The sequence below is a fragment of the Paraburkholderia sp. J63 genome, from assembly GCF_905220245.1.
Taxonomy (GTDB): Bacteria; Pseudomonadota; Gammaproteobacteria; order Burkholderiales; family Burkholderiaceae; genus Paraburkholderia.
The window spans coordinates 37,459-50,005 of sequence record NZ_CAJMZF010000016.1; the positions used below are offsets into that span (position 1 = coordinate 37,459).

The 12,547-nt window shown below is 68.8% G+C and carries 8 protein-coding genes; 6 read left to right on the plus strand and 2 right to left on the minus strand.

Annotated elements, in window-relative coordinates:
* Nucleotides 1–90: 90 nt before the first annotated feature.
* On the plus strand, nucleotides 91–1,359 hold the full coding sequence (locus U5775_RS18665) for a lactonase family protein (RefSeq protein WP_415913605.1): 1,269 nt from the start codon (nucleotides 91–93) through the stop codon (nucleotides 1,357–1,359).
* Nucleotides 1,360–1,422: 63 nt separating this feature from the next.
* Entirely contained in the window at nucleotides 1,423–2,013 is a 591-nt protein-coding gene (locus U5775_RS18670; protein ID WP_322059575.1) for an antimicrobial peptide resistance and lipid A acylation PagP, read from the plus strand.
* 80 nt (nucleotides 2,014–2,093) lie between these two features.
* Here U5775_RS18670 and U5775_RS18675 read toward each other — a convergent pair whose 3' ends face one another.
* Together U5775_RS18675 and U5775_RS18680 are read right to left on the minus strand one after the other, a co-directional pair.
* Complete coding sequence (locus U5775_RS18675) at nucleotides 2,094–7,181, minus strand: DNA translocase FtsK (RefSeq protein WP_322059576.1); 5,088 nt, start codon at nucleotides 7,179–7,181, stop codon at nucleotides 2,094–2,096.
* A gap of 317 nt (nucleotides 7,182–7,498) precedes the next feature.
* Nucleotides 7,499–8,191, minus strand: coding sequence for an META domain-containing protein (locus tag U5775_RS18680; RefSeq protein WP_415913603.1), 693 nt, complete (start codon nucleotides 8,189–8,191; stop codon nucleotides 7,499–7,501).
* 357 nt (nucleotides 8,192–8,548) lie between these two features.
* On the opposite strand from U5775_RS18680, the gene purT reads away from it, so the two are divergent.
* From purT to U5775_RS18700, 4 genes are all read left to right on the plus strand, one after another.
* Nucleotides 8,549–9,772 carry a formate-dependent phosphoribosylglycinamide formyltransferase gene (gene purT, locus U5775_RS18685; RefSeq protein WP_322059577.1) on the plus strand — a complete coding sequence of 408 codons (1,224 nt, stop codon included), beginning with the start codon at nucleotides 8,549–8,551 and terminating at the stop codon, nucleotides 9,770–9,772.
* A gap of 170 nt (nucleotides 9,773–9,942) precedes the next feature.
* Nucleotides 9,943–10,128, plus strand: a complete 186-nt coding sequence (locus U5775_RS18690) for a DUF6726 family protein (RefSeq protein ID WP_322059673.1) — start codon at nucleotides 9,943–9,945, stop codon at nucleotides 10,126–10,128.
* 91 nt (nucleotides 10,129–10,219) lie between these two features.
* Nucleotides 10,220–10,669, plus strand: coding sequence for an MliC family protein (locus U5775_RS18695; protein ID WP_415913604.1), 450 nt, complete (start codon nucleotides 10,220–10,222; stop codon nucleotides 10,667–10,669).
* Nucleotides 10,670–10,835: 166 nt separating this feature from the next.
* The gene (locus U5775_RS18700) at nucleotides 10,836–12,482 is read left to right on the plus strand and encodes an acetolactate synthase large subunit (protein WP_322059578.1); all 1,647 of its coding nucleotides are present in this window, start codon (nucleotides 10,836–10,838) and stop codon (nucleotides 12,480–12,482) included.
* Nucleotides 12,483–12,547: the final 65 nt, after the last annotated feature.

Sequence of the window (12,547 nt, forward strand, 5' to 3'; positions counted from 1 at the left end):
GACTCGCGCCGCCGTGCGCCGCCGATTCGCTCCAGCTTCGACAAGAAAAAGGAGGTCGACATGTTTCAGGTTCATGCCGCCGCAATCGCCATGCCCGCGCATCGGCGTGATCGTCGTCACCATGCGCCGCGCACGAAAAGGCGCGGCTTCATTCATCAGATCATCAAGGGTATTGCCATCATGGCCTCAGTCGCCGCAACCCAGGCGTTCGCTCAGACCAGCGCGGGCACGGCGCCCGCCGACACCATGGCCAATGCGGCCAATGGCGTCTACGACCTGATCGTCGGCACCTATACCGGTGGCAAGAGCGAGGGCATCTACGTCTATCGCTTCGATTCGAAGACGGGTGACGCCCAGCAGGTGAGCGTGGCGAAGACGGTGAATCCGTCGTATCTCGTGGTGAGCAAGGACAAGCGCTTCGTCTATGCCGTGAACGAGCTGCCCGGCGACAACGGCCCGGCGAGCTTGCGCGGCGACGTGAGCGCGTTCGGCTTCGACGCCGCGAGCGGCCAGCTCACGTTCCTCGACAAGGTGTCCTCGCAGGGCAACGACCCGTGCTATCTGAGCCTCTCGCCCGATGGACGCTACCTGTTCGTCGCCAACTACTCGGTGGCCGCGGACCCCGGCGGCAGCTTCGCGGTGCTGCCCGTCGAGCAGGACGGCAAGCTCGGCCAATCGGTGCTCACCGTGCACCACGAGGGCGGCGGCCCCGTGAAGGGGCGCCAGGACAACGCGCACGTGCACTCCACGGTGTTTTCGCCGGACGGGCGCTACCTCTTCACCCAGGATCTCGGCACCGACAAGCTCTGGACCTATCGCTATACGCCCGATGGCAGCCGCGGCCTCGTGAGCCCGGCCGAGTGGCGCTATACCGATGTGAAGGCCGGCACGGGCCCGCGCCATCTCGTCTTTGGCAACGATGGCCGCTACGCGTATCTCACGAGCGAGCTGGCGGGCACGATAAGCGTGTTCGCGTATCACGACGGCCATATGACGCTCGAACAGGTCGACAAGCTCGCGGAGCCGGGCTTCAAGGGCGCCGTGGGCGCGGCGGCGCTGCACCTTTCGCCTGACGGCAAGTTCCTCTACGTGTCGAACCGCGGCGACGCCAACGACATCTCGATCTTTGCCGTCGACGCGCAGACGGGCAAGCTCAAGCGCGTGGGCCGTCAGTCGAGCCTCGGCAAGTCGCCGCGCGAGTTCGCGATCGATCCGAGCGGCCAGTGGCTCATCGTCGGCAACCAGAACAGCGACACGGCCTACGTGTTCCGCCGCGATCAGGAGACGGGCCTGCTCGAACCGAATCCGAAGCGGATCGATATCGGCTCGCCCGTCGACTTCAAGTTCGTCGCGCCTTGAAGCGGGGCGCCGCGCGTGGGCATGCGCGCGGCGCCGCCGCTGCGATCCGTGTGAGGTTTCCACATGGCCCGGATACCACGCGCAGTCAACGCGTTCGCCTTGCCGATCGGCGTGGCGGTCCTGCTTCAGTTCGGTCTGCCAAACAATGCGCGCGCCGCGTGCGACTTTTCGAGCGCCTGGATCGCGGGCGCCTGCTCACGCGTCGAGCGCGTGTGGGACCAGGGCACGTGGGATCTCTATCTGACCGGCTATGGCTGGCATATCGACGGCTACACCGCCGAGGAGCGTCACGCGCTCAATGCGAAGTCGTGGGGCGGCGGAGCGGGCAAGCATTTCACCGACGAAAACGGCAACGACGACATCCTGTTCCTGTTCGTCTTCATGGACTCGCACGACAGCCCCGAGCCGATCGGCGGCTGGGCGCGCCAGTGGTACACGAAGCCGGTGCTGGGCGGCCTCTCGATCGGCGGCGGCTACTTCGCGGGCTTTAGCGCGCGCGCCGATATCGCGCACTACGTGCCGTTTCCGCTGGTTCTGCCGGTGGCCTCGCTGCGCTATCGGCGCGCGTCGGTGATGGGTGCGTTCATTCCGCGCCTGCCGGGCGGCGCGAACAAGGGCGATCTGGGATTCTTCTGGGCGCGCTACGAATTCTGAGCGCCGCGCGGCGAGTGGATGGATGAAAAAAACGCCGCGCCGGATCGGGTCCGGTGCGGCGTTTTATCGTGTGCGCTGGCTTATTCGGGCTGGCCCGGCACGAGCACTTCGCGGCTGCCGTTGATGCCCATCGGCGAGACGAGTCCCGCCGCTTCCATCTGCTCGACGAGGCGCGCGGCGCGGTTATAGCCGATGCGTAATTGCCGCTGCACCGACGAGATCGACGCGCGCCGCGTGCGCACGACGAACGCGACGGCTTCGTCGTAGAGCGGATCGGCTTCCGCGTCGGGCGAGTCGCCGAACAGGTCCTGCGGCGCGCCTTCGCCGGCCGGCCCGTCGAGGATGCCTTCGACGTATTCCGGCTCGCCGAACTGCTTCAGATACTCGACCACGGCATGGACTTCCTCGTCGGCGACGAACGCGCCGTGCACGCGCTGCGGATAGCCCGTGCCCGGCGGCAGGAACAGCATGTCGCCCTGGCCGAGCAGCGACTCGGCGCCCATCTGATCGAGAATCGTGCGCGAGTCGATCTTCGACGACACCTGGAACGCCACGCGCGTCGGGATGTTCGCCTTGATGAGACCCGTGATGACGTCCACCGAAGGACGCTGCGTCGCGAGGATCAGGTGGATGCCGGCCGCGCGCGCCTTCTGCGCGAGACGCGCGATCAGCTCTTCGATCTTCTTGCCCGCCACCATCATGAGGTCGGCGAGCTCGTCGATCACCACGACGATCATCGGCAGCGGCGAGAGCGGCTCCGGCGCCTCGGGCGTGAGCGAGAACGGATTGCCGATCTTCTTCTCGTGCGCGGCGGCGTCGCGGATCTTCTGGTTGAAGCCGGCGAGATTGCGCACGCCCACCGCCGACATCAGCCGGTAGCGCTTCTCCATCTCGCCCACGCACCAGTTGAGCGCGTTGGCGGCGAGCTTCATGTCGGTGACAACGGGCGCGAGCAGATGCGGAATGCCCTCGTAGACCGAGAGCTCGAGCATCTTCGGGTCGATCATGATGAGCCGCACGTCCTCGGGCGTCGCCTTGTAGAGCAGCGAGAGGATCATCGCGTTGATCGCCACCGACTTGCCCGAGCCGGTCGTGCCCGCGACGAGCATGTGCGGCGCCTTGGCGAGGTCCGTGACGATCGGATGGCCGACGATGTCTTTGCCCATCGCGATCGTGAGCTTCGACTGCGAGCGGTGGTAGGGCGCCGATTCAAGGATCTCCGAAAGGCGGATCATCTGGCGGCGCGCATTGGGCAATTCGAGGCCCATGCAGGTCTTGCCGGGGATGGTCTCGACCACGCGGATGGAGGTGAGGCCGAGGCCGCGCGAGAGGTCCTTCATGAGGCCGACGATCTGGCTGCCGCGCACGCCGAGCGCGGGCTCGACTTCGAAGCGCGTGATGACCGGGCCCGCCGACGCGCCCACGACGGTGACGGGCACCTTGAATTCCTGCAGGCGCTGCTCGATCAGTTGGCTCGTTTCGGCGAGCTTCTGCTCGGAGACGGGCTCGATTTCGGACGAGGCGCGCTCGAGCAGATCGATGCCGGGCAGCTCGACCGCCGATGCACTGAGCGGCTGGAACTCGAACGAGGTCGGCGCATGGCCGCGCACGGGCTGGCGCGGGGCTTCGGGCTGGGGGGCGGGCGGTGTTTGTGCGCCGTTGCCCAGGGCCGCGAGCGGTTGTGCCGTGGTTGTTGCCGGCTGTGGCTGCGCCCAGGGCGGGGTCGCGTCGGCGTAGCCGCCCGGTGCGACGCTCGTGGGCGACAGCGGCGCTGTTGGTTCGTGCGCGACGGGTGTCGTGGGCGCTGCCGTGCGCGGTTGCGCTTTGATCGTTGTGGGCGCAGCGGTCTGCGCTTGCACTTCGACCGTCGACGCAACGAATGGTGCGGTGCCAGGCGTGGCCTGGGGCGCCGCTTGAGGTGCGGTAACGGCGGGCGTGTTCGTGACGCTAACTGATGCCGGTTCAGATGCTGATGCCGGTGTCGTGGAGGCGGCTTGTGGCGCTTCCGGACCAGACTCTGCAGGTTCCGCGGGCTCCGGCTCGGCGGTCACGATGGCGGGCGCATCGGTTGTGTGGACTGGCGCGGTGCTGAACGAAGCCGGCGTCGGCCAGGCGTGCGGCGCTACAGGTGCGTGGGGCGCGAAGCCAGGCGTCGCAACGGGCGTCGGCTGCGCGGCAGTCGGGACGGCGGCCAGGAACGAAGGCACTTCGACGATGGGTGTCGGCGTGAACACGTTGGTGTCCGGCGTGCGCGACGGGGCTTCGTAGTGGTCAACCGGAGCGTCCTCGCGTTGCCCGGCGCTCACGGGCGGAACTTGCGCGATGGCGTCGCCGCTTGCCGGCGTGGACGGCACAGCGTGCAACGACCCGGTCGCAACGCGCGGGAAGCGGATTACGTTTTCAGCGCTTTCCGGTTCGGGGGCATCGCGCGTTGCCTCGGGAATTGGCGTTACGTGCGTTTGGTGCGCCTCGTGCGTCGCGTTTGCGGCGGCATCCTGCAGGGGAGGCACCGACGACGAGGCAGCATTCGCGGCGGCAGCGTCGCCGGGCGTTACGAGGCTGGCAGCAGCAGGCGCTTGCTCGGGCGTCGAGGCGGCTTCGTCGTGCGCAATGTTTGCCGGTTCGGTTGCGTCGAGCTCGTCGTCGAGCATGATCCAGGGCATGCCGTTATCGAAGGTCGGCCACTGGATGGACGAGTTCGCGTGCTCTGCTGATGGAGTCGTAGCCTGTGGAGCGACCGCTGCGGCAGGCGTGGCGGTGGCGACGGACGTGACAGGTTTGACGAACTTGGCAGGCGTGACGGGTTCGGCGGGTACTACGTCGACTGAACCAGGCGCCGTGAATACTGGCGCCGATGCCACATCAGCCGGCGCGTCTTCTTCCGGGACATCGATGAGGAACGAGGGCAGAGCGAACGGATTCGATGTGTCGTCGGCGTAGGTCCACGGCGTACCGGATTCGGCATCGGCGAGTGGCGCAACCGGTGCCATCGAGGCAGTTGGTGTAACGGACACCAAGGCGGGCTCGGCCCGTTGCGCCAGAGGCGGCGAGGCCAGCGACGCATCGTCGCGCACCCTTACAGGCTCTTGAGCGAATCCGGCCGATGCGGCGTCCGAAGGCGCTGTCACATCGGCGTTTCCTCCCACTCCGTTAACCGGGCGCGCTTCATCGGGCATCGCCGTTTCGGGCGGCGGCGCGATCTGCGGCGCGGCGAGCGGAAACTGCGCGTGCGCCGGGGGGGCGCTCGCGTCGCCGGACGTGGGCGTCGCCTCCGTACGGAGGGGCGCTTCGGTTTGCGCAACGGTCTGATCGATACTGCTGCGGCGCGCGAGGCTCGCACCCGCGAGCGTCGTCCAGCGGGCGGCGTTTTCCTCGATCGAGCGCAAGGTTTCGAGCACGCTCGTCGAGAGCGGCGCTTGCGGCGCGGATGCCGCGCCGTGCGCGGGGCGGGAATAGGCCGGCGTGACCTGGCCCGCGGACGCGAGCGGCGTCGTTGCGGACGCACCGAATGGCGCGGGTGCCCGTTGCGCCGTGCTGGGCGTGCTCTTCGTCGGCCAGACGAACGGCCGCTGCGGCTTCTGCTGACGCGCTTGCGGTGCGGCCGCTGCCGCCGCGCGCGCGGCCGTGCTGCCGGCAACGGGCGGCGGCGTGCTGCGGCGCACGGGGGCCGGCTGCGCAAAGGGCGACACCAGCGGGTCACGCGGCGCCGAAGGGCCGCGCGGCGTGACGGTGGTCATCGAGGCGAGCGCCGCGGCGTGCGCGGCCGATGCAGCCGCCGGGCGCGCACCGGGCGCGCTCAGAGGCGAAAGCGGGGATGAAAGCGGAGCTGCCGCCAGTGTGGCTGCCGCACGTGTCGGCGACGCGCGCCACGGCGTTGAGTTGCCGGTCGCGCCAGCAAGCGTCGCGCTGCCTGACGGGGCGCTACCTGGGGCCGCACTACCTAAGGACGCACGGCCCGACAGAGCGCCGCTCGACGCAATACCGCCCAACGCGGCACCGCCAGGCGCTCCCGCCACGGCGGAGGCGGCCATGCCAGCCGCCGTGCCGCCGATGCCGGCCATTGCCTGGCGACGGGTGTCAGCGGGGAAGCTGGCCGACGGTGTCGGCAGTGGCGTGCCGTGCGCGCCCATGGCCGAGCCGCGACGTGCATCGGCCGGCGCGCCAGCGCGCGCAGGTCCAGCCGACGCGGACAGCGGCGCGGTTCCATTCAGACTCGAAGACGGATTGCGCCACGCATCGCCGGGCGCCGTATTCACGGTATTGGGCCCATGTGCGCCGGGCATGGGAGGGCGCGCGGCCGGTTGGCCGTCGCGCAGCCAGCCTGCCGGTGCGGTGGGTTCGGTGCGCGCCCACGCGGCAGCGGGGCTGGGCTCCGGCGAAGCGAAATCCGGCTCGGTGCGCCAGGGCGAGGCGCCGCCACGTGCGCCGCCGTGCGCAGCGGAGGCACCGTCCTTGCCCTGCGCCGCAGCGCCGGCAGCGGCACCGGCAGCACCCGCGGCGCTCGCCGCGCGTTTGCCGGGCATCTGCGGACGCCACACGGTCGGCCGCTTGCGGCGCGTGCCGTCGAGCGGTTCGGCCGCGCCGCCGCCCGAGCCGATGCTCGGCCCCGTGCCTGAGGCGAGGCCGCCGCCACCGAGCCCGAGTCCACTACCCAGGCCACTCGCCAGCTTGCCGAGGTTTCCCAGGCTGCCGAGGCCGTCCAGCCCCGAGCGCGCCGCGCCTTGCGGCGGCGCGGCGTCTTGCCTCGCGGCGCGACGGCTACGGCGCTCGCCGTCGTCGTTGTCGCTGCTCGCCAGACGGATATTCAGTCCGAATCCGAGCGAGTCGTCGGCCCATGCGAAGAAGTTGCGCCAGCGGAAATCGATGAGCCAGGGCAGGCTCACGAACAGCAGTGCCGTCATGGCGAGCGGCGCGGCGGTGTGCCCGACCAGCTTGCCGAGGCCGAGCGCGAGCGCATGCCCGAGCGCATCGAAGCCGTCGATGTGCAGGAGCGTGGCCTCGAGCGTGCAGCTCGCCAGCAACACGCAGACAAAGCCGAGCCAGAGCCGGATGGTGCCTGGGCCGCGCAAGCCCGCGCCGCCGGGCAGCACCGACTTCACGAGCCGCCAGATCAGAGGGATGAACCAGACGGCCGATAAGCCGAACCAGCCAGGGACTACCGTGTGCATGCCAGAGATCAACGATTAAAAGAGGTGCAACAAAGAGGTGCAACGTGTCGAGTGTAACCGCCAGGCCTCGGCGTACGGCAATGCGCGTTGCCGCGGCGCTGCAGTTTTGCCGGCGCGGGCATCAATCGGATAGACGCCAGGTGAGGCCGGAGGGGCCGAACATCGGGCAGCCTGCAGCGGAAAATTCAGCGGGAAATCAGGTCGTGGCGGCCTGCGCCGCCAACCCGTGCGCGTCATGCGTGCGCACGTCGTGCTGCGGCGCGCGCCAAAAAAAGAGCCGCGCCGTGCGAGGGCGCGGCTGCGGACGGTGCGACGCCTCACTCGCCCTGCTTCGCGGGCGCGGCGGCGCCGGATGCACCGGATGCACCGGATGCACCGGTCGGCGCGACGGCGGCCGCGGACGAACCCGGACGGGCGAACGTCAGACGGTCGCCATTGTCGAGAATGAGCAGCAGCGCCTGCGGATCGCGCATCTGTACGCCTGTACGCTGGATATGCGCGAGTGCGTCGAGATACGGGCCTTCGATTTCGCCGCCCGCGCCGATGCACGCCATGCGCGTGCCCGCGAGCTGGCCGAACGAGATCAGCCCGTCCTTGAGCGTGTAGCTGCCCATGTAGCGATTGCAGCCCGAGAAGCCGCTCGCGCGGCGCTGGCCGCTGGCGGTGGACAGGTCGAGCGTGACGGGCCGCGCGTTCGGTGCGCCCGCCGTATCCGTGGGCGCGCCGTTGGCGGTGTTCGCGCCGGGCACCGCGCGCAGCGTGCCGTCGGCGCGTTTCCATTCGACGAGCTGCCACTGGGTGTTGTCGAGCAACTGCGTTGCCGCGGGGGTGAACGGGTCGGGCGGCGGCGCGGACGATTGCTCGTGAACCGGCAGCTTGCAGGCGGCCAGCATCAGCGCAGCCGCTGCCGCCGCCGCGAGCGGCGCGGCGCGTGAGACACGTGAAACACGCGAGGCGAGCAGGCGCGCAATATTGCGTGCGGCGGGGCGTGCGCTCGAGCGGTGGGGCATCGCATCGTTCCTCGTAACTGGCGAAGGCGTAAGCGTAACGCACCAAGGGGCGGCATGCGAGCGCAAACGTTCGTCAAAGATTCACAAAAGCAGGCTTCGCGCACACGTTCGAGCGGTATTCCCGGCGCGGTCGAGACGCATTCCGGGCGCCATGGCTGAGCCATTCATCCGCCATCGTGGACCGTTCGCGGACCGTTCGCGATCAACTCGCGAGCAATTCGCGCCTATTTCACGCGCAGGCGCCACGGCGCGCTGCCGGCGGTGTTAACATCGGCGCTCCCTCGCCTTCGTGCATCCCGAAACGCGCCCGTCATGCGCGTTTCGCGCGCGGCTTCATCGTCATTCCTGGAGATCATCATGCAGACCGGCACTCGCATCGGCACGCCGCTTTCCGCTTCCGCCACCCGTGTCATGCTGCTCGGCGCGGGCGAGCTCGGCAAGGAAGTGATCATCGCGCTGCAGCGCCTCGGCGTCGAAGTGATCGCCGTCGACCGCTACGCAAACGCGCCGGGCCATCAGGTCGCGCATCGCGCCCACGTCATCGACATGGCCGATCCCAAGGCGCTGCGCGCGCTCATCGACGCCGAGCGTCCGCACCTCGTCGTGCCCGAGATCGAGGCCATCGCCACCGATGCGCTGGCGGCCGTCGAAGCCGAGGGCGCCGCCGTCGTGATCCCCACGGCGCGCGCCGCGCAGCTCACGATGAATCGCGAAGGCATCCGCCGCCTCGCCGCCGAGGAGCTTGGCCTCGCGACCTCGCCTTACGCGTTCGCCGATTCGCTCGACGAACTGAAGGCCGGCATCGCGAAAGTCGGCTACCCGTGCGTGGTGAAGCCGGTGATGTCGTCCTCGGGCAAGGGGCAGTCGGTGCTCAGGAGCGACGCCGACGTCGAGCGCGCCTGGCAATACGCGCTCGCGGGCGGGCGCGTGAATCACGGCCGCGTGATCGTGGAAGGCTTCATCGACTTCGAATACGAAATCACGCTGCTCACCGTGCGCGCGACCGATTCCGCGAGCGGCGCCGTCGAGACATATTTCTGCGATCCGATCGGCCATCGCCAGGTGGACGGCGACTATGTGGAGTCGTGGCAGCCGCAGCCGATGAGCGCGAGGGCGCTCGAGCGCTCGCGCGAGATCGCGCACAAGGTGACGGCGGCGCTGGGCGGCCGCGGCCTCTTCGGCGTCGAGCTGTTCGTGCGCGGCGACGACGTCTGGTTCTCGGAAGTGAGCCCGCGTCCGCACGATACGGGCCTTGTGACGCTCGCGTCGCAACGCTTCTCGGAGTTCGAATTGCATGCGCGCGCGATTCTCGGGCTGCCCGTCGATACGACGGCGCGCGGGCCGGGCGCGTCGGCGGTGATCTATGGCGGCATGGATGCGCGCGGCATCGCCTTCGAGGGCGTCGCGCAGGCGCTGGCCGTGCCGGGCGCGGACCTGCGCCTGTTCGGCAAGCCCGAGAGCTTCGTGAAGCGCCGGATGGGCGTGGCGCTCGCGACGGGCGCGGATATCGAGGAAGCACGCTCGCGCGCACGGACCGCGGCGGCGGCGGTGCGTCCTGTGTCGGGCGAGGCGTCGGAATAGTCGGTGCTCCTGGCTCACCACGGCGCGCATCTGCCGCATGCGCGCCGCGCGCCCGGCGCCAAATAATTTCGGTTTTTCACTGCGCGGCGTGCGACAGCGGCGGCGCATCCGCAAGGCGCCACGGCGTTTGCCGGGTTATCGTGTCACGCAACTGCAGGAAGGTGGGGATGATGAAGTCGATTGCGCTGTATGCGCTGCGCACGCTGGCCGTGGTCGGATGCGTTTTCGCGCTCTCGGGCTGTGGTCTTGCCGCCGCGCCGTGCCGCGTGGCGTCCGCGGGCCTGAAGATCGTGCCACTGGTCGGGCACGTGGCCGCCGCGCCCACCGATGCCTGCGCCGATGTGATCGACCCCTGACGCGTGCGCCAGGCGCGCCAGCCGACGCAACAGCGACGCAACAGCGACGCAACGTACCCGCCCAGCTCAACCCAACACCGGAGAACACGCCATGATCCGCGGACGCAGCGACGCGCGCCCCTTCGCCCACAACCTCAGCGCACCGGCCGACGCGCGTGCGCTGCCGCGCAGGCTCGCGGCCTGCGCGGCAGCGCTTGCCGTCCTCGGCGCCGGCATGGGCGCGAGCCTCGCGGCGCAGGCCGCCTCGCTCGACGTGCGTGAGATCCAGACCCAGCCGCGCCACACGTTCCGCTATACCTGCGCGGACGGCAAGACCTTCAAGGTCACCTACATCAACGGCACCAACGGGCAGAGCTTCGCGCTCGTTCCCGTCGAGGGCCGCAATCTGCTGTTCGTCGGCGTGATCGCCGCGTCCGGCGTGAAGTACGTCGCCGACCGCTATACCTGGTGGACCAAGGGTCCCGGCGCCGATCTCTACGACGCCATGAACGAAGCGAGCCCCAAGCCGATCGTGTCCGGCTGCGCCACGATCATGCGCTAGGCCGCTCGCCGCGCGAGCGATCTCGGGAGCCGATGCACGCTTGCCGACGCGATCCGCGCCACCGGCGTAATCTGGCGGTCGTCGCGCACGATTCATGCGGATTGCGTATAGGCCATGTCGTACGCAAGCGCATTGAACTGGCGCTAGCAGAACCGCGAGGTAGCCGATGAAAGCATCCGATCTGTTCGTGAAGGCGCTCGAAGCCGAGGGTGTCGAATACGTGTTCGGCATTCCGGGCGAGGAGAATCTCGATCTGCTCGAATCGCTGCGGCGCTCGAAGATCCGTCTGATCGTCACGCGTCACGAACAGGCCGCGGGCTTCATGGCCGCCACCTATGGCCGGCTCACGGGCCGCACCGGCGTGTGTCTCGCCACGCTCGGGCCGGGCGCCACCAACTTCGTGACCGCCGCCGCCTATGCGCAGCTCGGCGGCATGCCGATGCTCATGGTCACGGGCCAGAAGCCCATCAAGACCAGCAAGCAGGGCCACTTCCAGATTGTCGACGTGGTGCGCATGATGGAGCCGCTCACCAAGTACGCGCGCCAGATCGTCTCCATCGGCAATATTCCGGCGCTCGTGCGCGAGGCGTTCCGCCAGGCCGAGCAGGAGCGTCCGGGCGCGGTGCATCTGGAGCTGCCCGAGGACGTGGCCGACGAAGAGGGCGACGGCAAGCCCATCCCCAAGAGCTACAGCCGCCGTCCCGTCGCCGAGGAAAAGGCCGTCGCGCATGCGGTGGCGGCGATCTGCTCGGCGAGCCATCCGCTGCTGATGATCGGCGCGGGCGGCAACCGCAAGACCACGCGCAACGTGCTGCGCGAGTTCGTCGACCAGACCGGCATCCCGTTCTTCACCACGCAGATGGGCAAGGGCGTGATCGACGAATCGCATCCGCTGTGGCTCGGCAACGCCACGCTCTCGGACGGCGACTTCGTGCACCGCGCGATCGAGCACGCCGACTGCATCATCAACGTCGGCCACGACGTGATCGAAAAGCCGCCGTTCTTCATGCGCAGCGCCGAGGAAAAGACCGTCATTCACGTGAATTTTCTGGGCGCCGAGGTCGATCCCGTCTATTTCCCGCAGATCGAGGTGGTGGGCGACATCGCCAACGCGGTGTGGCAATTGAAGGAAGCGCTCAAGCCGCGCGAGCACGCGTGGGATTTCGCGCGCTTCGAGGAGATCAAGCGCCACTTCGACGCGCATCTCGCGAAGGGCCAGCACGACCCGCGCTTTCCGATGTATCCGGTGCGCCTCGTGCACGACGTCTACGGCGCGATGCCCGAGGACGGCATCCTCTGCCTCGACAACGGCATGTACAAGATCTGGTTCGCGCGCTACTACCGGGCGCGCGAGCCCAATTCGCTGCTGCTCGACAACGCGCTCGCCTCGATGGGCGCGGGGCTGCCCTCGGCCATCGCGACGAAGATCGTGCACCCCGAGCGCAAGGTGGTCGCCGTCTGCGGCGACGGCGGCTTCATGATGAACTCGCAGGAAGTGGAGACGGCGGTGCGCCTGAAGCTCGACCTCGTCGTGCTGATCCTGCGCGACGACGCCTTCGGCATGATCCGCTGGAAGCAGGAGAACATGAATTTCCCCGACTACGGGATGACGCTGCAGAACCCCGATTTCGTCGAGTACGCGCAGAGCTATGGCGCGCACGGCCATCGCGTGAGCGAGGCGGATCAGCTCGCGCCGCTCATCGGGCAGTGTTTCTCGACGCCGGGCGTGCATGTGATCGACGTGCCCGTCGACTATTCGGACAACGAACGCGTGCTCAATCGCGAGATCAAGCGGCTGAGCGCGCAGCTCTGAGGTGCCGCGGCGTGCGGGCTGCACAACGAACAGGCGCGTGCCTTGCGCCACGCCCCGTATTTCCG